The 23,417-nt window shown below is 38.1% G+C and carries 22 protein-coding genes; 7 read left to right on the forward strand and 15 right to left on the reverse strand.

The features are described from left to right. The first annotated feature begins 880 nt into the window (after positions 1 to 880). Complete coding sequence (locus tag B3C94_RS02215; protein WP_293898290.1) at positions 881 to 1,339, forward strand: hypothetical protein; 459 nt, start codon at positions 881 to 883, stop codon at positions 1,337 to 1,339. 39 nt (positions 1,340 to 1,378) lie between these two features. On the opposite strand, the gene B3C94_RS02220 is transcribed toward B3C94_RS02215, so the two are convergent. From B3C94_RS02220 to B3C94_RS02235, 4 genes are all read right to left on the reverse strand, one after another. Continuing rightward, positions 1,379 to 1,978: a DNA-3-methyladenine glycosylase gene (locus B3C94_RS02220; protein ID WP_293898293.1), complete on the reverse strand. Its 600-nt coding sequence runs from the start codon at positions 1,976 to 1,978 to the stop codon at positions 1,379 to 1,381. A 130-nt stretch (positions 1,979 to 2,108) separates the two neighbouring features. Continuing rightward, entirely contained in the window at positions 2,109 to 2,981 is an 873-nt protein-coding gene (locus tag B3C94_RS02225; RefSeq protein WP_293898296.1) for an alpha/beta fold hydrolase, read from the reverse strand. A 215-nt stretch (positions 2,982 to 3,196) separates the two neighbouring features. Next, entirely contained in the window at positions 3,197 to 3,793 is a 597-nt protein-coding gene (locus B3C94_RS02230; RefSeq protein WP_293898298.1) for a DUF4142 domain-containing protein, read from the reverse strand. An 82-nt stretch (positions 3,794 to 3,875) separates the two neighbouring features. Then, positions 3,876 to 4,379, reverse strand: coding sequence for a DinB family protein (locus B3C94_RS02235; protein WP_293898301.1), 504 nt, complete (start codon positions 4,377 to 4,379; stop codon positions 3,876 to 3,878). 281 nt (positions 4,380 to 4,660) lie between these two features. On the opposite strand from B3C94_RS02235, the gene B3C94_RS02240 reads away from it, so the two are divergent. Beyond that, complete coding sequence (locus tag B3C94_RS02240) at positions 4,661 to 5,488, forward strand: inorganic diphosphatase (protein WP_293898304.1); 828 nt, start codon at positions 4,661 to 4,663, stop codon at positions 5,486 to 5,488. Positions 5,489 to 5,501: 13 nt separating this feature from the next. On the opposite strand, the gene B3C94_RS02245 is transcribed toward B3C94_RS02240, so the two are convergent. After that, a complete protein-coding gene (locus B3C94_RS02245) occupies positions 5,502 to 5,858 on the reverse strand; it encodes a response regulator (RefSeq protein WP_343557102.1) in 357 nt (118 codons plus the stop codon). Positions 5,859 to 6,011: 153 nt separating this feature from the next. Here B3C94_RS02245 and B3C94_RS02250 point away from each other — a divergent pair, with 153 nt between their 5' ends. Beyond that, positions 6,012 to 6,173 carry a hypothetical protein gene (locus B3C94_RS02250; protein ID WP_293898307.1) on the forward strand — a complete coding sequence of 54 codons (162 nt, stop codon included), beginning with the start codon at positions 6,012 to 6,014 and terminating at the stop codon, positions 6,171 to 6,173. Between the two features lie 164 nt (positions 6,174 to 6,337). Then, the gene (locus B3C94_RS02255) at positions 6,338 to 7,276 is read left to right on the forward strand and encodes an SPFH domain-containing protein (RefSeq protein ID WP_293898310.1); all 939 of its coding nucleotides are present in this window, start codon (positions 6,338 to 6,340) and stop codon (positions 7,274 to 7,276) included. A gap of 213 nt (positions 7,277 to 7,489) precedes the next feature. On the opposite strand, the gene B3C94_RS02260 is transcribed toward B3C94_RS02255, so the two are convergent. Then, positions 7,490 to 7,738, reverse strand: coding sequence for a hypothetical protein (locus B3C94_RS02260; protein ID WP_293898313.1), 249 nt, complete (start codon positions 7,736 to 7,738; stop codon positions 7,490 to 7,492). A 68-nt stretch (positions 7,739 to 7,806) separates the two neighbouring features. Further along, positions 7,807 to 8,445 (reverse strand): hypothetical protein, encoded by a 639-nt coding sequence (locus tag B3C94_RS02265; protein WP_293898316.1) that lies wholly within the window; start codon positions 8,443 to 8,445, stop codon positions 7,807 to 7,809. A gap of 352 nt (positions 8,446 to 8,797) precedes the next feature. Between B3C94_RS02265 and B3C94_RS02270 the strand changes: the two genes are divergently transcribed. Continuing rightward, on the forward strand, positions 8,798 to 9,292 hold the full coding sequence (locus B3C94_RS02270) for a hypothetical protein (RefSeq protein ID WP_293898319.1): 495 nt from the start codon (positions 8,798 to 8,800) through the stop codon (positions 9,290 to 9,292). 37 nt (positions 9,293 to 9,329) lie between these two features. On the opposite strand, the gene B3C94_RS02275 is transcribed toward B3C94_RS02270, so the two are convergent. Next, positions 9,330 to 10,871: a protein adenylyltransferase SelO gene (locus B3C94_RS02275; RefSeq protein WP_293898322.1), complete on the reverse strand. Its 1,542-nt coding sequence runs from the start codon at positions 10,869 to 10,871 to the stop codon at positions 9,330 to 9,332. Between the two features lie 370 nt (positions 10,872 to 11,241). Here B3C94_RS02275 and B3C94_RS02280 point away from each other — a divergent pair, with 370 nt between their 5' ends. Together B3C94_RS02280 and B3C94_RS02285 are read left to right on the forward strand one after the other, a co-directional pair. Beyond that, positions 11,242 to 11,901, forward strand: a complete 660-nt coding sequence (locus B3C94_RS02280; RefSeq protein ID WP_293898325.1) for a SanA/YdcF family protein — start codon at positions 11,242 to 11,244, stop codon at positions 11,899 to 11,901. 255 nt (positions 11,902 to 12,156) lie between these two features. Beyond that, positions 12,157 to 13,434: a L,D-transpeptidase gene (locus B3C94_RS02285; RefSeq protein WP_293898328.1), complete on the forward strand. Its 1,278-nt coding sequence runs from the start codon at positions 12,157 to 12,159 to the stop codon at positions 13,432 to 13,434. A 75-nt stretch (positions 13,435 to 13,509) separates the two neighbouring features. On the opposite strand, the gene B3C94_RS02290 is transcribed toward B3C94_RS02285, so the two are convergent. The 7 genes from B3C94_RS02290 to B3C94_RS02320 all read right to left on the reverse strand — a co-directional run bounded on the left by B3C94_RS02290 (position 13,510) and on the right by B3C94_RS02320 (position 23,381). After that, on the reverse strand, positions 13,510 to 14,508 hold the full coding sequence (locus B3C94_RS02290; protein WP_293898331.1) for an OmpA family protein: 999 nt from the start codon (positions 14,506 to 14,508) through the stop codon (positions 13,510 to 13,512). Positions 14,509 to 14,867: 359 nt separating this feature from the next. Further along, positions 14,868 to 16,463: a RagB/SusD family nutrient uptake outer membrane protein gene (locus B3C94_RS02295; RefSeq protein ID WP_293898334.1), complete on the reverse strand. Its 1,596-nt coding sequence runs from the start codon at positions 16,461 to 16,463 to the stop codon at positions 14,868 to 14,870. A gap of 9 nt (positions 16,464 to 16,472) precedes the next feature. Beyond that, positions 16,473 to 19,682, reverse strand: a complete 3,210-nt coding sequence (locus tag B3C94_RS02300) for a SusC/RagA family TonB-linked outer membrane protein (protein WP_293898337.1) — start codon at positions 19,680 to 19,682, stop codon at positions 16,473 to 16,475. 212 nt (positions 19,683 to 19,894) lie between these two features. After that, positions 19,895 to 21,076, reverse strand: coding sequence for a FecR family protein (locus B3C94_RS02305; RefSeq protein ID WP_293898340.1), 1,182 nt, complete (start codon positions 21,074 to 21,076; stop codon positions 19,895 to 19,897). Between the two features lie 85 nt (positions 21,077 to 21,161). After that, the gene (locus B3C94_RS02310; RefSeq protein WP_293898343.1) at positions 21,162 to 21,674 is read right to left on the reverse strand and encodes a sigma-70 family RNA polymerase sigma factor; all 513 of its coding nucleotides are present in this window, start codon (positions 21,672 to 21,674) and stop codon (positions 21,162 to 21,164) included. Positions 21,675 to 22,283: 609 nt separating this feature from the next. Then, on the reverse strand, positions 22,284 to 22,757 hold the full coding sequence (locus B3C94_RS02315; RefSeq protein WP_293898346.1) for a (R)-mandelonitrile lyase: 474 nt from the start codon (positions 22,755 to 22,757) through the stop codon (positions 22,284 to 22,286). A gap of 42 nt (positions 22,758 to 22,799) precedes the next feature. Next, positions 22,800 to 23,381, reverse strand: coding sequence for a sugar O-acetyltransferase (locus B3C94_RS02320; protein ID WP_293898350.1), 582 nt, complete (start codon positions 23,379 to 23,381; stop codon positions 22,800 to 22,802). Positions 23,382 to 23,417 lie beyond the last annotated feature (36 nt).

A 23,417-nucleotide genomic window follows, 5' to 3' on the forward strand; every position in this document is an offset into this window, starting at 1 on the left:
TGGCTACAATAGTCTATTATTTCTTTTTAGTTAAGTATTAAGCGAGGAGCTTAGTGTAAAAAATAGACATTTTTATAGGTGATCTAGTACGCTCTAAGTACGTTTAAAGCACTGTCATAGCACTAAAACCTTGTATCGACTTAGTACTATATCCGTGCTATATCCGTGCTTCATCTGTGCTTTATCTATGCTTTATCCGTAGGGCATACAAAAAGGGGAGGATTTTAACTGGTTCATTTGTATGAGTTGTTAATTTAAAGTTAATGTTAAGCAAGCTGAAAGTTTGGCATGAGATTATTACTATTCGCTTATTGAATTGCAGAGTAATTATTATTCGCCGGGACAGACTTTATATTCGTACATTATTTCTGGAGGATAAGGTAGTACCTTTGTAGAAACGGCTGAAGGAGTTTTAATGGATATAATAGCGGTGTTCTCGATCATTTTGTTAGTAGGAATTGTTATTCTAATTATTGGAACCGTTTTGATGTTGTTATCATCAACTATCGCCTTCGTCTGTAGAAATAAGGTTTCGAAGGGACGGATGAATACCGTTCTGTACATAAGTACCTGTATAATGGAGCTAGGTTTATTGATGTTTCTTTTGACACTTGCCGGCTTGAGTCTCTTTATCGTAACAGAGGCCATCATCAAAGGTGCTTACCGCTTGAGATTTAGCAGAACTGGGGGGGAGACGACAATATTATGGGAGAGTCAGCCTATACGGTTTGCTTTTCAGACAGTAACATTTATAGGCTTTTCCGTCTTTTTGATATTTTTTTCGATAAAAAAAGTTCGATCGTTAAAATGTATGCGTTAAGAACGGAAATTATAAGCATAGAAAACATAGAATAGCAACAATTGTAAAAGATCAAATTAAATGAGAAAAATTATATTTAGATTCTGGCTGGTTAATATACTGCTAAGTGTATTGCTATTTACCGTATATCGAGTGATCATTGCACAGACCGATACAGAATCTACAGGTTTTTTGGAGAGTATTATTGTTATTTTGGATATTGTGGTCAATCTGGGTTTCTCCACGGTCTATCTTGCAGCAATGGTTTTGTGTTCTTTACTGCCTTTTTTTAATCATATTGAAAAGGTTAGGAATAATAAAGTATTGTCATTGTTGACTTTCGCGGGAATACCAGCTCTTTGTTTGGTCTTACTGATCGTTTACATTTTGGTTGGTATGTATAAATATAACATGATTCTTGATCCGCAAATAATGCTGTTGATCTTTTCAATCATTTATGTTTCCTGTACAATCTTAGAATTTGTGGTATTCAGAAAAATAATAGAAAAACAGAGCGTCCATATGAATGTTCAGAAATGATACACTATCTTTCGTCTGCCTATTTATTTAATTACAGGTTTATCCTTTTTTTGAATACCTATTGTTCTTTACAAAAAAGCGTAATGGTAGCATGGCGTGTTCCTGAGCATAAGCAATACCTATCCGCGGGCCCTTTCCAATCTCCGAAGGGCTATATTTCAATCCTTGATCTTCAACCCAAATTTTATCACCCGTCAGTAAGACGTCGTTAAACGAAGAATCAATTCCTAAAGCTTTCGCCGTGGACCCTGGACCATTCGAAAAAGAAGGTTTTTCTGGAGGTACCGGCCTTCGCAATGCCATCACATCCATACCAACCAGTGGTTCAATACTTCTAATTAAAACGCATTGCGGATCCTCTGCAACTGATGTGACAATATTCAAAAGATGGTGAATTCCATAACATAAATATACATAGGCTACACCGCCTTCCCGATACATTGGTTCAGTCCTTGATGTTCTTTTGCCGTTAAAAGCATGCGATGCTTTATCCGGAACTCCAAAGTAAGCCTCGGTTTCAACAATTCGGCCCGCTGTAACCAGTCCATCTTTTTGCGTATAGAGAACCTTACCTAACAGATCTTCTGCTAGAAATAGGACATCCGTGTTCTGATAATATGACTGAAGCAGTTTGCTCATATTTTGTACTTTATTATTTAGATAACATACAGCACATTTTTTTGATGTGTGTATACATCAGTTTTCACATTCACTTTTTCTCCCATTTCAAACAATATAATTCTAAGCCATTTAAAAAACCTACTAAAGTCTATTTTAAAAAATTATTTAAGAACCCTAAAATGGTTTTTGTCTGTTTCATAACACTGACATGGCTTTGTCCTGGGATAATTGCTAGTTGAGATTTCGGCATTTGCCCAAAGTCACCAGCCACTGCACCACCCAATAGTTGATAAGTTTTAGCCAGTTCGATTTTATCTAAACCGTCATTGTCTCCGGCGACTATCAAGACAGGGGCAGATATTTTGGCAATATTTGCGTCTCCCAGGTCAAATGGGCGTTGTGCCAACGAGATCATCTGCTCCAAAAATTTCGTCCACTTTGTTTTGTCTGGGGCAACAGCATTATAAGCTTGCTGCATTGGACTATTGTCAAATAATTCTGGTTTCATGCCCTTGAATGCATTGTTAATTTCTGACATCCATCCAGCACTTTTATAGGTGGCAGAAATAATGACCAATTCATTTAACCGCTTCGGATACTGAATGGCAAATTGGTAGGCTATAGCACCACCAAAGCTATATCCGAGCAAAGTTGCATTTTCGATTTTCAGATAATCCATTACGCTAGCCACATCTTTTGCGAGCACTGCATGGTCAAATTTTCTGTCGGAAAATGGCGAATGGCCGTGTCCCTGCAATTCGATGGCTATAACTTTTCTGTTTTTGGCTAATTCAGGTATTAGCTGACCCCAGTTTGAACCGATGGTCATAAAAGCACCATGCAATAGAACAATTGGTTTACCCTTGCCATAAACTTCATAGTATACTTTGGTACCATTCAAGGGCACTAAACCTTTGTTAGAAGGTTCGATCTTTTGGCCATGTGATTGCATTACAGTTGTCATTAGGATGATAAATAATAGTGATTTAAAAACATTGCTGGTTTTGATAAGATTTTTCATAATTGATTTATATAAGTTTTACATGACAAAGATGCGAACGATTCTCAAGAAAGATCTTGTGTAAATACGACAACTTAAGGGGTTGATTGCGCAAAAAACGTTTCCATGCCGCTTGATATGGGGGCAGGTTAAGTCGAAGAAAGGGCACGTAAGTGTGGATGGAGCAAACAGAACAGACAAGGGTCAATTAATACGTTGACCCTTGTCTGTTATTATTATTTCAACTTATCTTTAACACTTTTTGCATGTTCAAGATGGCTTCTGAGGGTCGGCAATGTTTTATCTACAAATGCTTTGAGGTCGGCATCTTTAAGGTTTTTACTCGCGTCCTCAAATAGCTTGATATCTTTTTCGTGGTCTTTGACCATATCTTCGATATAAGACTTATCGAAGTCGCCGGGAGACTTTTTGGATAATTCATCCCTTAATTTTTGCTCTTCGGTACCTAAGGTGGCTGGCAAAGTTATATTTTTCGCTTTTGCAAGGGTGGCTAATTCATCATTTGCTGCGGAATGATCTTTCACCATCATTTCGCCAAAAGCCTTTACATCTGCATGCTGTCCTTTTTGCTGTGCCAGTTTTCCCAGTTCTACTTCGGCCATTCCCCCGTTCGCTGCTTCAGTAACAAACTTTGCATCATCTTCATTGACAGCAACAGGTGTTGTCGCCATGTCGTTATCATCGATATTTTCTGGTTCTTTTGCTTCATTGATACTGTCCGCAGTTTTTTTGCTGTCATTATTTGCATTGCCGCAACTTTGGACCGCGGCGATGGAAAATGCAATTGTTAGGGTCAAAAATATTCTTTTCATGATTTTATGAGTTTTGATTTCTAGGTAAACAGTAGTCAAAAGAATATCGTTCAAAAAAAATGATATGATCAGTCCTGCTTTATTAGATTATTGCATGTTTTATCTTTAAAAACTTGATTGTAATACCCATCTGACCAAGGTGGTAAAAGTCGTGATGGATTAGTCCTGTCAGAAGATATTTAAGGTTATATGGAAAATTGGGATCGGCATGTTTATACGCTTGTTCAAGGAAGGAATCGTCTTTGTCTTCAAGAAAGTTGATAATTTGTTGTTGACTGTTCCAGAAGTCTTCCAAAAGCTTTTCCCATCCCTTTATTTTGAGTTCATTATTCGTTCGCCAATTTGCTGCATCGTTCATTTCAAGTCCCCGTGGATTTCCATGCAGACGACTCATTACCTCTCTACGCCATTCGATGAGATGCGACATCAATTCTGCTACGCTGTGAAGCTCCGGGATAGGACGCTCATAGGCAGTTGACTCATTCACACTAACCAATTTTTTTTCAAAATTTTCATCGATCCACAGATCTGTATGCTCTACATCCCGCAGTTGTTGTATGATTTCTTTAATCAGAATAGTATTCATAGTAGTTCAGTTTTAAGAGTAAACCGCTGTGCAGGCTATTTAGTTCAAACTAGTTGGGTGTGTAAAATTTTATCCTGTGGCTTCTAAACGAAGATGACCTTTCTAAATAGGAAGAACCGGAAATCATGGCGCGAAGAAAATATCTGGAGGCTGTAGAAAAATCATAAGACAGCAGGACGTATAACGAACTAGTCTTCTAAAATTTTGATATAAATCACAAACCAAATTGCGAATGCTGCTGTTCGAAGCTAAAAGTTGATCTTTTTTAGTTAGCAATAAATGTGAAAAAAACCATTTTAGAAAATAGAATGAAACATATATTTTGTACGGTTGAAACACCTAAAAAATCGAATGCTAAATACAACTATGAACCAGAATCTGGCGGATTTGTATTGGCTAAATATTTACCCCTTGGTTCAGTTTTTCCTTATGATTTTGGCTTTATTCCCGGTACGGTAGGAGAGGATGGAGCCCCCTTAGATGTTATTATTATTTCGGAGCAAGGAACTTTTCCCGGTTGTATATTGAAATGTAAAGTTATTGGAGCAATAAAAGCAGTACAGCAAAGCAAAGATGGCGTACAGGTCGAAAATGATCGATTTTTGGCTGTGCCGGAAGCTTCATCCATTTTCGGAAATATTCATCGAGTAGCGCAATTGTCCGACACTGTTCTCGATGAACTTCAACATTTTTTTATTAACTACAACAAACAGGAAGGGAAAGATTTCCAGCCTTTGAAAATATTAAGTGCGAAAGATGCATGCAAGACGATAGAAAAAGCTAAAAGTAACTGCCAGCCCATTAAAAAGATTGAAGTTTTTATCCCACTATATGATAAAGAGGGAAATCGATTTTCAGATCACTTATATCAGAGTGTCAGCAAACAATTAATTAAGGATTTTGGAGGGATAACAGCCTATACACGTAACCCCGCAGTTGGAATATGGGAAAATAGTGATGGTATGCAAATCAAAGACGATCATGTGATTTATGAGATCATGGTTTCTGAAATTGACCATTCTTATTGGAAACAGTTTAAGAAAAAGCTTGAATTGCAATTTGCCCAAAAAGAATTAATCATTCGACAAAGTGAGATTGGGTTGATATAAGGACAGCATTCAATTAAGAATTCTCTTTTACCACTTCAACCATATGATCAATGTCAAATGGTTTTTCAATGTAGTCATCCGCTTTACATTCTAATGCCTTTTGAGGCAGGTCATTGGCCGTGGATGTCAATACAGCAGATAAATCTTCTGTATGAGGATCCTCCTTCAATTCTTTTATTACTTTTGACCCTTTTTTATTCCCCTTAATGTTGTCATCTACAATAACGAGAGCAGGATCGATTTCCTCAATATTGTCAATCGGAGCAGTAGTCAATGAGGGGACTACCTTGAATCCTTCATCTTCTAAGATCTCTTCCATAACGTCCAGAATATCTTTATTATCCTGAATAAGCACAATTTTCTTTTTCACTAGCTGTAATTTTCGACATAAATATACGGAAATGGAAAATGGAAAAATTAACTAATGCAATTGAGAATGGAAAATGTGGAGATTTAATGACATCTCCGCATTGGATACTAATTTTTTAAGATAGTTCCTCCATGATTTCCGAAGGTATATGGATTGGCTTCTTATCAGTCGCCAGAGGATGTTATTTTGGTGCTCATCATTGATTTTAAAGATGACCTTGATACGGAGGAGATCACGATGGCCATTACCCGGATCCGTACAAGTATAAAAAATGAATTTAAATTCACCCACTATGTCATCATCCAACCAGAATAAATAGTATAGTTGTGATTTGACTATATAAATTACGATTTTGCTCCGCCTACCCATTTCTGCTCCTGCATTAGGAACAGTAGTTCTTCCTGAAAATAATAAAATTGGTACTAGAATAACAATGGAAAGACGTAAGTTTGTGTATCACCAATATTAAATTTAAGGTTATGATATATTTAGGAATTCTAGTTTTTTTCGGACTCATTACATTGTTTGCTTCATTTTACACAGTAAAACAGGAATCTGCGGCTGTGATCGAAAGGTTGGGTAAATTTTTAAAGGTAAGTCACGCTGGTTTGCATTTAAAAATTCCATTTTTGGATCAGATCGCTAAGCGCCTGAACCTTCGTATAAAGCAATTGGATGTCATAATTGATACCAAAACCTTGGATAATGTTTTCATCAAGATGAAAGTTTCTGTTCAGTATCAGGTTATCCGAGATAATGTAAAAGACGCTTATTATCGTCTGGAAAATCCCGAAAATCAGATTACATCTTATGTCTTTGATGTCGTGCGTGCGGAAGTTCCAAAGACAAAATTGGATGATGTTTTTGTCAGGAAGGATGATATTGCCATTGCCGTAAAGAGTGAATTGCAGGATGCGATGCAAAGCTACGGTTATGATATAATCAAAGCATTAGTGACAGATATTGATCCCGATGAACAGGTAAAACACGCTATGAACAGAATCAACGCTGCAGAACGTGAAAAAACCGCTGCTGAATATGAATCTGAAGCCCAAAGAATACGAATTGTTGCCGTTGCAAAAGCTGAAGCAGAATCTAAAAAGCTCCAGGGACAAGGTATTGCAGACCAGAGGAGAGAGATTGCAAAAGGACTGGAAGAATCTGTAAAAATGCTCAACGCTGCTGATATCAATGCACAGGAAGCATCCGCCTTAATTGTTGTGACTCAGCATTATGATACATTGAATGCTATTGGAGCCAATAGTAGAAGTAATTTGGTTTTACTTCCCAATTCGCCAACGGCCGCTAGCTCCATGTTGAATGATTTGGTTGTCTCCATGGCAGCAGCACAAAAAATTGATGGAAACAACAGAGATCAATTGTCCGAGCGGCCAAAAAATACCGGAAGTGAGGAATAATTTCCTCTGAGGTAAAGTTTATGGGTTTTTTCTCCTATTGATCCATCAAAAACAGTTAGGTTGGATAAAAACAAACAAATTTCCTGACGGAGTTCGGAGCTGAAATATGTGTACCTATTATTTTATCATATTTCGCAATTCGGTTTCAAAAATAAAGGCTACAGTCCTGCTATTGGTTACTGTAGCCTTCTATAAATTATGTCAACCAGTGGACTAATTGCTTAGCTGTAATTTTCCAATAAAAGGCCGGCTATCAATCGTATTTATAGCTTCTTTGATCGAATAGCATAATTGGTAATTCTCGCTTAACCTTTTTTTATTGGATTCTATTTTGTCTTTTTCGATTTTATCCATCACCCATGTAGGATATAAAGGATCAGAATTAAACTTGGTAATCAATACGGTGTAGCCCTGATTCTGAGCCGTGATTAAAGTCTCTTTTGTTATATCTACTATTTTCATAGTGAGATAATATACAAAAAAAAATTGAAAGACTCTTTCGTGAAGCCATCAAACGCGGAAGTTGTCCGCTATTGGAATTTTGATGTAACAGAATTCCTCAACAGGAGAATGTGGGATAGGATTATCAAAGGTACAATCACGGTCGGTAATAAAGCATAAGGAAACTGTAGCATAGCAATATTTGGCTGATCAAAAGCTATGGTTTGTATAGGAATTGGTGACGACAATATACCTAGAATAACAACAATGAGAACTGAACAAACACCGAATATATTCCATAACCTGAAAATCTGAAAATTGAAAATTTTAGGATGAAAAATTCCTATTATCAAAAATACAAATGCTGTGATTCCAAAAAATAGATCATGATTACAACCAATAAAAGTCATCTCCCATGGCAGCATCTTAGCTTTGAATAAAGCAAAAAGTAGATATTCCACAGGGATACGTAAGAGATGGATTGCCAAAAGTAAATACATATTAATTTTTGAATGAGCCAATAACTTATAACAACAGAGGATTGTTATCGCTGTTCCTAATAAGGTTAAGGCGAAAGAAGCTGGAAATTTTCCGAAGAATCCTGCAATCGCTGCAGATGATATGATGAATGCCCAGGTGATATAAACTGCTACAGAGAGTTTGTGCTGCACAGCCAGCCAGAATAGAACAAGACAACTTATTGTTATAGTGAGAAACACACTTTGCATAATTAAGAAATGTTAATGTTATAAAACTACAGGATAAATGACCTTGAATACTTGTCTTAAGACAAGTATTTTCTAAAAGCTCTTCCTAGATTTATATAGCGCATGTTCTGTGGCAATTCTAAATAGTGTTATCCAGGAATCTTTTGAATGTTAGTTATTTGAAAATAGAGTCTATGAAAATAATTTCCAAAGAATAATTATGGAGAGGTTTTTGATAATCGGGAAAGGGATGAATTTCCTTTCGAATTTGACAATGGTGAAGGAATAAGCTGAAAAACGCTAAACTTTGGAATGCCGAATTGACCAAGATTGAATACCAACAATAAAAATTAAATAATAGCGCATATTACGTATGAAAACGAAAGGAATTATTATCGGATTGTCACTTGCCTTGTGTCTCATAGCCTTTTTTATGAGAGATTGGTTTTTAAATTTTTTCACGAGTGAAATTATAGGTGAGAGTTTTTTATTTAACGATAGTCAAAGTCTGTCCCAACAGATTTTTCCAACCTTGATTTTCGTTTTCTCTTTTGGGATTATTCCTTTTTTATACCTGTTTGTCAGAAATTATTGCAAAATATCTTCTACAAAAAATCAAGTGCTTTCTTTACTGATTATCATTGGTTCAGCATCGATATTTTTTGGTATGAGGGTGATTTATCTGAAATATAGGGTTGCTCAGCTACGCGATCTGTTGAAAAGAGCTGAATTTACCTCCGATGCTGATATACCCGGAATTAATTATCAGGATATGCACTTAGAGCCTTATCTAATGGCCAGTGTACTCATTGGCTGTCTACTTAGTTTAATTATTTTTAAAAAATCTTCAAATCAGCGGGTTTTGTAGTCCCTATAAATGCGTCAAATTCAAGAAATAGCTGTTGCTATGAGCTGCATGACAGCGTTGAACAGCCAGCCGTATCGTCGTAGTTGGAAGGGCGCTTCACAGAAAATTCTGGAAATAGCTCCTGGTATGGATTTTCTAAAGCCTGGGTGAGTTTGGTCAGCATCTCCATTTTTCCATTGCTGATTTCTTCAATGCATTCGTAAAGGAGGTAGTTTCTCAGAATAAATTTAGGATTTGTTGTTTGCATTAAACCGAGGGATTCTTCCTTTGAAATCGTATTTGAATGAATCCGTGATTGGTACAGCTCGATGAAGTCTTGAAGTCTGCTGAGCTTTATTTCATCTAAAAGAGTGTAGGATACCGGGCTGAAATGCTCTTTTAGATCCGTATCAGGCGCTATTTTCTCCAATTGATTGAAAAATAAAGTATAATCCAATCCCAGGTCCTGCATGAAGCCTTGCCAGTTAGAGAAAAACTCGTCATCTCCTTTTTTCATTCCGTCAAATCCGAATTTTTTGCAAAGCATTTTGTCATGAGCTTCCCAAAAATAAATGCCAAAATTCTTTAACGTATTTTCAAGAAATTTTTCATCTTTTATGATCGGCAGAAGTGCATTTGCAAGTTTCCATAGATTCCATTGTGAAATCTGTGCCTGCTTTCCAAAAGCATATCTTCGTCCCGGAAGGTCCGTTGTATTTGGGGTGAAATTTAGATGATATTCATCCATCATGGAATAGGGACCATAATCAATCGTTAAACCTAAGATGGACATGTTGTCGGTGTTCATGACACCATGCACGAAACCTACTCTAAACCATTCTACCATCAGATCTGCGGTTCGGGTACATACCTTTTCAAAAAAATCTTTATATTTCTGATGATTGGAAGAAACAATTTCAGGGAAGTAATTTTCTACGGTGAAATCGAGCAGGTCCTGTAATAAGTTATATTCCTGTTGGGCATACAGAAACTCAAAATGGCCGAATCGAAGAAAACTTTCGGCTGTTCTTATCACTACAGCCCCTTTTTCGTATTGTGGATTACCGTTATACATGATGTCACGAATAACATCTTCTCCCGTAAAGGCGAGGCTTAGCGCTCTGGTCGTGGGTATCCCTAAATGATACATAGCTTCACTCATCAGATATTCGCGTACAGAAGACCTTAATACTGCCCTTCCGTCTGCACGTCTTGAATATGGCGTTGCACCGGCACCTTTCCATTGAATTTCTGTTTTCTTACCTTCAGCATTGGTAATTTCCCCCGCGAGAATAGCTCTTCCATCACCCAACTGTCCTGCCCAGTTACCAAATTGATGCCCGGCGTAAGCTGTAGCATAGGTTTGAACATGGTCAGGAAGATCAGATCCGACCAGAAAGCTCAGATCCTTTTCTTCAAATTTTCCTAATCCTATTTCTTCAGAAAGATCCTCATTAAAAGCAATTAATTGAGGCTGTTCAAACCCAGCAGGTTTAATCGTGGCAAATAAAACTTTTGGTGTGCTTCGTTGCGTGGGATTATTGGAAAAATCTCCGGGAAATTTTTTAAGAAAAGGCTGTCTGATGTCTTCGATATTCATACAGCAAAGATATTAATTAAAAAAGACAAGACCGCTCCAATTATTGAAAGGACCGATCTATGTGACAAACATATGCCAAACGGCTATATCCTCCATGCTTTAAAACATATGACCTTTGCATATCCAATATTAGTAATTTTATTTGTTGTTGTATAGTAATGAATGCTATTGTATTATTATTGCTTTCGAAATTTTTTTTCTCATCTTCGCAGAAGAAAGTTTATACCATCTGAAAAATACCGAAAAAACCGCAGATGCCTACGGATGATAATTTGCTTCCAGCGAATTATTATTGGTTCAATTTTCCTTAAGTTTTTGCTACTAAATTTGGGTATAAATAACAACATTAAATTAGTCGAAAATCAAACTAATGAAAAAAATTAAAAAGTTCGTTTTAGCAGTTATCAGCCTGTGTCTTATTGCTCTGGTTATTGTGGTATTTACCAACGGCAAAGTAACTTCCAGTACAGAACGAGCGATTTTCACCGAACTTAAAGATGTGCCCAACACTAAGGTAGCCATCATTTTTGGCGCTGGCATAAACGGCGATCAGCCAAGTAGGTATTTAAAGGATCGGTTGGATGCCGGGATTTCGCTGTATAAAAACCACAAAGTGGATAAAATATTGCTGTCGGGAGATAATGGAAGAGATGAATATGATGAGCTTACGGTAATGAAGTTATATTGTCAGAAAAATGGCATTGATACCGCAAAAATTTACATCGACTATGCGGGGTTTGATAGCTACTCGACCATGTACCGTGCAAAATACATATTTAATGTTGATACAGCCATCTTGGTATCTCAGAAATATCACCTAAACAGATGCATCTACTTAGGCGATAAATTGGGCGTCAAATCATTCGGTTATAGTGCAGATAAGGGAGTTTACCCAGGGTATAAATACTATGCATTTAGAGAAAAGCTATCTGTCACAAAAGCCGTCTTGGATGTGATAAGAAATAGAAAACCAAAGTATTTAGGTAAGCAGGTTGATATAACTGGTAAATCAAATTATACAAAAGAATAGTTTGAGATACCTTTTTTCCTTTGTTTTACTGGTGTTTTTTATCTGTGATTCTTTCGCTAAAAAAGATCAACATGAAAAGTACAATTCGTAAACGATTACAAGGGATACAAAGAATCCATTGATAGTTTATCGTGATAAATTATCCTTTCATTGAACTTTTGCCCGGCTAAAGTTGTTGATTAAGTAAACAAAAATTTTATTATGTTATCTTATTGGAAGAATTGTATCCAGAACTCTTTATGTAGTATATTGTTGATGAGCCTAGTTTTGACAGGCTGCGGTGACCGCAATGCTAAGAAAGAACCCGGCAGTGAAAAAGTCTCGACGATGAAAGAGCAGGCAGAAAATACCGATTTTACACTTGCCCTACTCAATGCCCTTTTCTATGAGGAGGATTTTGAATCCTCATTAAAATCGGAGCTCCAGCTCAATAAAAAACAGATCAATGACTTGAAAGAAGCGGCCAGTACAGCCGTGGAAAAACTAAGCGAAGAGGATGAACCTTCCAGCAAATCCTTTAAAGAGTCGATAAAACAGGCTACAACAGAAATTGTACGGATATTGGGCGATCAGAAAGCCGCTCAATTCTTTCATTTTATAACCGCACGTTATGCGGATGAAAAAAATACATTACCTCTGGAGCCAAATCAAATTCCTGAAGACACACGTATCGTGGTGAATGCTCCGGCTTTTCGGATGGATATATTTCAACAGGGAAAGCTCATTAAAACTTATAATATCGCTATCGGATATCCCGAGTTTCCATTGCCGACAGGAATTCGTAAAGCAACCAATATCATTTTTAATCCCACATGGACACCTCCCGATGAACCTTGGGTAAAGGGTAAGGTCAGTCCAGGTGAAAAGGTTCCTGCAGGAAGTAAATTAAATCCCTTGGGTCCGATCAAAATTCCCATCGGCATGCCGTCTTTGATCCACGGGGGGAAAGATGTATCCAAGTTAGGTGCTTTTGCATCCCACGGCTGTGTTGGCCTTACAGACCTACAGGTACAAGATTTTACTAAATTCTTGTCGCAGGTTTCCGGAAACCCTATTTCTGCTGAGAAAATCACAGCATATGAAAATAAGGATACCAAAACGGAGACCGTGAAATTAAAGCAACCTGTGCTGGTGGAGCTTCGATATGAGACTATCGTAGCGGAGGATGGTAGCTTGCATATCTTTCGGGATGTATATGAGCGCGGGACCAATACAATAGAAAATGCTACACGTGTGCTTGATAAATACAGTATTAAGTTAGAAAAGCTCAGTGAGCAGGAGCGAAGGAGTCTGACAGAGGCTTTGGAGGAAATGAATCAAGATGCACGGGGTAATAAAATTGCTGGGATTGATGACCCAGGTTCTGCTTCTGCCGGTGACAGCGCTGAGGAGAGAGCTGCCAATAAAGAGAACCGTAAGGATAAAGGGCAGGTGACACGAAAAGTGATTGGGCAGAAAGAAATGGTGGTGACGATCTCGGCGCTCAAAGGAAAAGGATATCCGTTGCCTGTTGCATATAACTCAGGAAAATAGAGAAAAGCCGATATGAATAACCCCTATGTTACCTATCAATTTGATAAGTATCATAGGGGTATGCTAAAGTACTCTCTATTTCATTTTCACCAGTTCTACACGTCTATTTTTGGCTTTGTTGTCTTCCGAATCATTGGCAACCAAAGGTCGCTCGGCGCCATATCCTTTTGCTGATAAACGCACTTTGTCAATTTTTTGCGCAACCAATGCCGCCATGACAGCCTGTGCACGCTCAGTTGATAATTTTTTATTGTGCGTGGCATCCCCAGTATTGTCGGTGTGCCCTTCAATAGCGATTTTAAGTGAGGGGTCATTTTTTAGCGCTTCGGCAATCTGAATGACCAATTCTGTTCCTGCTGATGTGATGCTGGATTTGTCTGTGTCAAAAGTGATATAAACGATAGATTTACCCGTTTCAGAGAGATCTTTTGTGATGTCATCTGCAGTTATTTTTTTTATCGTTTGTTTGAAATCGTTCTCTTGGAGTATATTGAGCTTGGCGCCCGCGTTATTGCTCGTATATTGAATAAAGACATTTCCCTGATCTTTCGTGCGGATCACATAGACCCGAATTTTTTCGTCGGCATATCCGATGTCGCCTTCATCACCTTTGTGCGGATCCTGTTTGTTATAACGCTCATACTCTTCACTTGTGATGGTACCATCAAAAACTTTTACGGCACCGATAGAGGCTAAATAATCCTCCATACTTTTTTCAAAATAGCGCTGTGAAAACTGTGTGCCTTGTTCGTTGGTAATATTTGCTTTATAAAGTCTACCTTCAAAAGGTTTCATGATACCATTGATTGCAAAATAGCAAACATCAAAGTCTTTGTTTATGGGCTGGTTCATGACTTTATAACCTTTTGGAGGAGTAAAAAAAGGAAATACACCTATATCACTTTCAGAATAGGGTATACTGGCAAGATCCAGATTGGCTGTCGTATCAATTTTTGTAGGTTCTTCTACGACTTCTTTTTCCTGCGTAGCAGGAGGTGGGGGATTATCTTTTACCTGTTGGTTGCAAGACGCAACCACCCATGCTGATGCGAATAAAAGTATTGTTCTTTTCATATTTTCTTTTTCTTGTTAAGGCAAATTTTATGCCTAAAACTTTACTTTATGTGATAATTAGATTTAAATCCAGCATCGACTCGAGATGAGTATTCAGTTATTGAAAGGGACGATTTTTTATTAAAAAGCTAAAACGAAAAGGGACTATGCATTGTTATAAGGATACTTTTCATAAATTAGGTTAATAACAGTTAAGTTAAACCTTGAGTTCCCCACTCAAGGTTTTTTTGTTTTTTTTTAAATGATACCTTTTTAATACCTGTGCATAGCGTCACCACTGATTAGAAATAATTATATAGATACGGGATAAAAACAGAATAGGTCATTGAGTAATCAATGGCCTATTCTGTTTTTATCCGCTAGTATCCTGGATTTTGTTTCAGGTTTGGTTCGACCTGAAAACTGCTCTCATGAAAAGGCCAGAGGTATTGATGTTTCAGGAATTTTCTGTCTTCGATTTTAAGTACTTCAGATTTTCCGTCTGCACCTTGCCGCATATGACCCAATGCAGGTTGATTAAGGACCACTTCGGCAGTTTTCCAGCGAAGGATGTCACTATAACGCAGCCCCTCACCAGCAAATTCGATCCTTCTCTCATTGCGAATTAAGTCAATCCATTCCTGTTGAGATTTTACCGTTAGATTGACATTCGCCACACTCATATCAAGTCCGGCACGTTGCCGAATCTGGTTGATACAGCTTTTTGCCAAATCATCTACATTATTCAGCATGATTTTGGCTTCAGCATACGTCAGTAATACCTCGGCATAACGCGCCAAAGGAAAGTGCATATTGCCGCCTGTTCGAAATGCATCAGCTTCATCAACAAACTTCTTAAACCAATAACCCGATCGGCTGCTTCGTAAGTTCTGATAATAGAAAAGACTCTTTGAATCATAAATATCTATTTTCTCCTTGTTGAATAGATCGCTCTGTCCAAAGATGCTAGCTGCGTAGCGTGGATCCCGATTTAGTTTTGGATTGAGCTCATATTCCTGCTTACTATGCAAAGGACATTGTTCAATAGGTCGCCCTTGGAGTGTCCAGTAACTATCGACCAAAGATTTTAAAGGAACCACATACGATTGCCCATTTCCGGTCTTATATTGTGGTGCAAGATGCTGAAAGGAATTTGTCGCCGAATTATTGTGACTTTCCATGTCAAACTTGATGATAAACTCCTTGTTTGTCTTATCGGCTTGATAATTGAATAGGCTTGCATATTGCGGATGGAGCTGATACTTGCCACTATCCATTATTTCCTTTGCGAGGGCTGCAGCGAGATCATAACGCCCATTATAAAGAGCGTAACGCATGACCAAAGTTTTGAAGGAATATTTGTTGAACATATAGGCATTTGTGGTGCCTTCATTTTCAGGAAGCCTGTTCGCTACGTCTTGGCTCATTTCAAATAGTTTATCCAATATTTCAGCTTTCGGCGTCACGGGAGGAATTGCCTCTTCCAACGTGACAGGAACTAGTACAAATGGCACATCGCCCCAGACCTCAGTAATTCTGAAATAATGCCAGATGCGTAGTGCCTCTAAGATCGCTTTGTATTTTTGGCGTATCGATTCATTCTCCACATAGGGAATGTCAATATTTGCCAGATAAGTATTGATCCGCCCGACGTGTTTATTATATAGTGTCCAATAATATTCGGCCAAACGTGCATTACTCGTCATATTACCGTTGGCAATGATCATATGATGGTCTGTCTCTATTCTTGCATATGCGTTATCGGTACGGCCATCTAACATGTAAAAAAGCAAACGGCGTTCACCTGGCCCCATAAAAACATCCAAATAACTGCTGTAGACTACGCGTCGTAAATCTTCCTCTGTATTGAAGAATTCATCAAATGAGGTTGCGGTAGGATCTTGTTTATCTAGAAATTTCTCGCAGCTGCTCAATGCTGCTAGCGCTATTATCAGGGTTAAAATTTTCTTTTTCATCATCATAGTTTAAAAAATACTTGCACTGAGTCCAACACTGTAGGTCGCCATACGTGGATAATTTCCATTTCCATCATTTGTACCTGGACTATCTACATCAATACGCTCGGGATCTAAACCTTCCCATTTTGTAAAAGTGAATACATCCTGCGCATTAACATATATTCTAAAATTTTTGATGCTTTTGCCGATTTTAGGAAATGTATAACCAAGCTGAAGGGATTTGACACGGAAAAAAGCAGCATTGCTTAACCAAACATCACTGAGTAGGGTATTGGGGCTTGGACCCGTCCAAAGACGTGGAAAACGGCTATTCGGATTGTCGGTGCTCCAGTGGTTTGCCACGTATTCTATGCGTGGCGCTCCGAGGTCATTACTATTCCCGTCGACATACACGGGATAGGCCTCTTGCCCGATCAAGCGCCCGGTGCGCTTTCCGATTCCCTGACCCAGCGCCGAAAAATCCCATCCTTTGTAACGAAAGTCCAAGTTAATCGCATAGTTATAGTGGGGAAGGGGATCTGCTAGATAGCTGCGGTCCTCGTCGTTGATAATACCATCCTGATTCTTATCCACGTAGCGGATGTCGCCGGGTCTTGAATTTGGCATTTTTGCTGGGGTTGATTCAACTTCCTCTTGCGTCTGGAAATAACCATCAGCTTGGAAACCATAATAATTGTTGATTGGAACGCCTTTATACCAAATTCGGTTATTATCACCTTTGAAGATCAGTCTATCGTTCTCATTGTACCCCGCTTTAAGCATCCGATTTCGGTTATCAAACAGCATTCCACCGATTGTGTACGAAAAATCATCTTTTTTATCTGACCAGCTCATGGACAATTCCCAACCGTTATTTTCTACGGCACCGATATTGACCGCGGACTCCAGGCTATTTGATCCCGTGAGCGGAGGAACTGCGAATTGATCATAAATAAGATCGTATGAATTTTTGTGATAGAGTTCAGCAGTAAAAGAGAGCCTATTTTTAAAGGCGTTGAGATCTAGACCTAAATTCCATTGTTTCTGTTTTTCCCAGGAGAAATTTGGATTGGGAACACGTATTGTCCAGCCCCAGGTATTTACAGATTCCTGCCAGAGGTAAGGAGCTACATTTTCGTTTCCGATAAGTCCATATGATGCGCGTATCTTAACGTTATTTACCTTTCCTGACTCGAGAATAGGTTTGAAAAAATGTTCGTTATGTAAGTTCCATGCAAAGGCTCCCGAAGGAAAAAATCCCCAACGATGACCGGGGGCAAACTTGCTGCTCCCGTCTGAGCGGCCGGTTAATTCTAGAATATAACGGTTGTCGAAGGAATAATTGAGTTTCCCGAAAAAAGAAGCTTTGCTGATTTCTCTAAAGTCAGTATAGGTATAATTCATGACTTCTGATCCCGCAGTCAGATAGATCTTGTCTTTGTTTTGGTGGAGCTCTTTGTTAAAGTTAATCAGCATGCGTGCTGTAAGTTGGCTTTCGCTAACGCCCTGTGACGCATTGACATCGTTTCCCCAAATTGCCGCCGGAGCACCATTTTCATCAAAAAACTTATATGTCAGCCTTTTTTGTTTATTAGCCGACTTGTTGATCATGTAAGAAACATTTCCTTCAATATTGAGGTTGCTATTGATGTTATATTTGGGACGCAGATTGATGGTACTTCGGTCATACATATTGTTTTTTGTACCACCATGCTTGATTGACGCGATTGGGTTGATATTGTTATGCAGGATATAGTGTTCTGGAAGATCAGAATCATAAAAAATCTGCTGTGTTGGGTTTAAGCGCCAAGCTTGTTTATAAAGGCCATGTCCATCATCATTTGCTAATAAACGATCGACCTGTAAACGGTGTGCGTAGAAGTCGGCCATTAATACAAATTTATCTGCTATGTTGATATTTGTATTGAATCGGGCGGAAAACTTTTGAGTGCCTTCAATCTTATTGAGGCCATTTTCTTTTATATGGCCGAGCATTAAATTGAAAGTACCGACACCGCCACCGCCGGATATACTCGCATTATTGTTGATCGCTGTTGAGGTTCTTTCCATTACTTGATCGAGCCAATTAACTTCTTTTAGTTCTCCGGAGGCATATTTGCCGATTGTCTCTTCCGGATAGATCGGAGATTGTCCCTGCTGGATTAAAGTCTCGTTACGCAATTTCATAAAATCGACGGCACCGACAAATTTTGGAAGATCAATTGGTTTGTTTACTGCAAACCAATTGTTGGTAATGACTTTAAACTGGCCGGTCTGTCCACGTTCTGTTTCGATGATAATAACCCCATTTGCACCTCGCGAACCATACATGGAAGCTGAGGCCGCATCTTTTAAAACGGTAATGCTTTTCACCTGATTGGGATCAATATCATGGATGCTCTGTTCCATGCCATCGACGATGACCAAGGGGTCTGCATTTTGCAAAGTACTGATTCCACGAATAGAGATGGTGCCCGGAACACTTCCCGGCATGCTGTTTCCGCGCATCATTGTTACTCCGGGGATGGTTCCTGAGAAAGCATCCTGCATTTTAAAGATCGGACGATTTTTTATTTTCTCCATATCCATTTGCGATACGGATGATGCAATATGTTTTTTGTCCACTTCGGAGAAGCCTACGACTACAACTTCGTCAAGTCCCACTTCATCTGTATCCATGATGACATTCATTTCCGATTTATTGTTAATGGGGATTTCAAGCTGTTTGAATCCGACTGCACTAAACATCAATGTTCCTTTTTTGCCATCTGGAAGTGTCAGTTGAAACTCTCCTTTAGCATTCGTAGAGGTTCCTATATTGGAACCTTTTAACAGGATGCTGACCGAGCTCAATAGATTTCCCTTAGTATCATGTACTTTTCCTTTTACAACTTGTTGCTGCAGATATGCTATGCTGGCCGTACTTTGTTCTGGAATAGAGGTATCCTCATTTTTACGTTTGATTACAACAGTCCCCCGGTGTAACATGTAATAAAAAGCGCTGCTTTTGAAAATTTGATCTAGCGCCTTATCGAGGGATACATCCGTGATCTCAACTGTTGCTTTTTCATTTCTAAGCAAGCCCTCTTTAAAGATAAAATGTATACCGGTTTGTTTAGTGATGCTCTCCAGGACAGTTTCAATCTTAGTATTTTGGGCATGTAAAGTAATCTGAGCAGAGCTTGAAGCGTAGGCGCCCATCATGGATGTTGCCAATAAGATTCCTGTCAGTTTCATTTTTAATAATTGGTTCAAAGTTTTCCCTTTGTCAATGGGACAAAAGATCCCTTTTGAATAAAATAAATTATTCATAAATTGGTATAGAATTAATGGTTTACGATCAGTGTTAATTCAATTTTGATGCAGGAGTATTTGCCGTACTTCTGCATTTTTTATTCTATTAATTTAGGCGTTTATCTTTTTTACATACAAAGTCCTCCTTAATAAGTTTATCTATTCACAATCAGTTTATCGTTGTCAATGGTCAGTTTATAACCTGTCAAATCTTTTAGGAGATTACAAAGCTCTCCCAGCGTCACATCTCTTTTTATACTGCCTTCATATCGTTCGTTATTTAAAGGTATCTTGCAATCAACCTGAATACCATACCAGCGACTCAATTCATCAAGTATCTGTTGCATATTCTTATTTTTAAAATAAAAATAACCATCTTTGAAAGCAGTGGCTTCGGCTTTACTTGCCAAAGGAAAAGTTTTCAGTTTTTTATTGATGATCTCTGTTTCGCTACCGGCATCCATATAGATTTCATTTTCTTCGTTACTAACTTTAAGTTTTCCTTCTGTCAATGATACTTTCGTGGTCGCATGATAGGAGCTTACATTAAAAGCCGTGCCGATAGCCTGTATATTGATATGATTTGTTTCTACAATAAATGGCCTATGCGCATCTTTGGCAACTTCGAAATAGGCTTCACCTTTTAACCTTACTCTTCGCTCTTTTTTATCAAAATTGGTTTTATAGCTAATTTCTGACGCTGCATTCACCCACACTTTAGTTCCGTCGCTAAAGGTTAATACCATCGTGGACCGTTTGGGAACAATTAAGGTATTTTTCAAGTTTTCCGTTAGGTTAGATGGATAAATGAGACGCCCTTCTTTCAGTTCAATACCCTGCGCTAAATATTGCACTGCTTTTTTTTCGGTCAATTGTATTTCTTCTTTCCCTTCAATTTTTAAAATTGCGCCGGTTCTCCCAGGGAGAACATCATTTTTATGTCCATATACCTTGTCTGGTATCAAATAGCTTACCGATTTTTCGCGATGTTGTCGCTGCCATAATAACGTTAGCGCAAGTAAAACAGTTGCAGCAACTGCAATAGCTAGAGACCAAGCTTTATTTAAGAAGAGATATTTCTTTCTAGGATGCAAAAGTGTTCCCTTTGCCGTGAATTTAGTCTGCGTTACCAGCCATTCTCGGCTTAAATCAATGTTGCGAAGATCAAAGGGGGGATAAATATCAGTCTGTGATAGTCGACGACTCAAGCTATCTTTCGCCTCCGGATACCTTTGTAGAAGATTTTTTAATTGAGCCTCTTTGTGGGATGGCAGCTCACCATCTTTCAAAAGAAGAGCAATTAACTCTGCTAATATTATTTTGTCGGTTTCTATCATAATTCATAAGCTTAATAACTTAAACGGTTAAAAAGGGTGACCCGTTTATAAAAAAAAGTTAATAAAAATGGTAAGTGTTTGTTTGTCAGAAGATAATAAATGAAAAAAGGATGTTTAAGAATTTTCTTTTCAGTAGGTTTATAGCCCGCATGCGCTGCGTTTTCACTGTATTAACAGAGACGTTCAGTTCCTGTGCGACCTCTTCATACTTCATTCCGTCCAAATAGATTAAACGGCAGATTCTTTGACAGCCTTCGGGAAGTTCATTGAGTTCTCGATGAAGAGCTCCGATCAATTCTGCATTTATTAAATTATCCAGGATATCATTGTCATCAGGTTTATCCGTATCAAATTGTTTACGTACGCGATCAAATACAATATTTCTCCGCTTGATATTCATCGCTAGATTTTTGACTGAGCTATAAAGAAAGCTTTTAATTACGGGTTCTCCTTTTTCCAGTAAATCCTGTCTGCCCATTAGAACGATAAATGCGTCCTGCACAATGTCTTTTGCAATTTCCTCTGAACCAACCCAAGGAAATGCAAATACACTGAGTTGCAGAAAATATTTGTTAAAATAATATTCTGTGGATAACATTTCGTTTTCTTTTATTCTTAAAATATAGATTTTAAAAGTGAAGTAAAGAAAAATATTAGAAATTTTGTATAGATAAAACCCGTTAAAATTTTAAAGCGCTGCTAACTCATCATTATGCGTCATTTTGATTTTTAGTTTACTTCAATTTAATATAAATATGATATTACAATAGCGCTTCTATAGGAACTTTCAACTTTTCGCAACCTTTCATCTGCTATTTCTATAGGTTTTTTATAGGACGGTATGTAGGGGCACTTTGGGGCCTTTCGAAATGGATATAAGTATTCCGCGAGATGAATCACGGCGACGTATTTACAAATTCGTTACAGGTATCATCCGGTCCTGCAACGAGGGTAAGGTTCAAAATGGAAAACATTCCTGAGATGCAATACGATTTATGTCGTCCAATGATGCTCTTGATTTCTGTTTAGAAATAGACAATTATCAGGCGTATTGCACGGAGATATGGCTTAAGTAGATTTTATTCAATTAGAAGTTTCAAGTAACTGAATATTATTCCACTGTGCTCGGCTTCGTGAAAGTTAGCCGCTTGAAGTGCTTGGATGTGATTATTTATGGTGATGATTACTGAATAGAGGGGAATCTTTATTATTTATTGGCTAAACTAAATTCTTCGTCTGTTACGGGATTTAGCCAGGTCACCTGAATATCTTCTTTAAAATTAGTGATGGCAACATGCACCATTTTATTATTAGCAGTTGCGCCATGCCAATGTTCGACGTTCTCAGGAATATTAACAACATCACCTTTTTTAATTGCTTGCGCAGGTTTTCCTTTTTCCTGATAGAGTCCGTTTCCTTCGATCACCAGTAAAACCTGACCTTTAGGATGTGTATGCCAGTTTGTTCTTGCACCGGGTGCAAAAGTTACGCTGCCAGCCGAGAAATCATTGTTTTTATCTTTTGCTACCAAAGGGGTTAAAAATGCGTCTCCCGTAAACCATTCCTTAGGCAATGGTTCCCCCTTTGGAAATATTTCTGATGTGCTCATGATATGATCTGTTTTAGTTTTACAAGCAAATAAACTTATCGCCATCATTGGAATAACGAATAACCTGTTCATAGAGTTTGCAATTTGATTTGTTGATTATATGATCCGAATTCTTTATGAAATGTTTTTAATGATCTTTGCAGGAATTCCGCCGACAATTGTATGGTCAGGTACATTCTTATTGACTACTGAACCAGCTGCTACCACGGCATTTTTTCCAATCGTAACGCCGGGTAGAATAGTTGCATTGGCCCCAATCCAGGCATTCTTTTTTATATGAATCGGAGCCACAGTTAACGATTGTCTTTTTTCTGCTTCAATTGGATGGCCTTCAGTTAATAAACTGACTTTAGGAGCTATGAGTACATTGTCTTCGATAAGGATACCCCCTAAGTCCAAAAATACACAGTCGAAGTTGATAAAGACATTTTTTCCTATCCTTGTATTCCTGCCATAGTTGATATATAATGGCGTAAATACAGTCGTACTTTCATCTATAGCTGAACCGGTAATCTGACTCAATAGATCTCTTATCTCTTTAGGATCGGCCGAATTGTTCATAGGTGCCAATAATGCTTTTGTAGCAAAAGAAGCTTCCCGCAAACGGTATCCCTGAGGATCATCGGAAGAGATGTTTTTTTCTTTTTTTAAGCGTTCAAAAATATCCTCCTGATAACTATTATCTGATTTTTTCATTGAATAGTGGATTGAATTTTATATGTAATTTAAGGA

The organism is Sphingobacterium sp. UBA5670 (assembly GCF_002420705.1).
Lineage (GTDB): Bacteria > Bacteroidota > Bacteroidia > Sphingobacteriales > Sphingobacteriaceae > Sphingobacterium.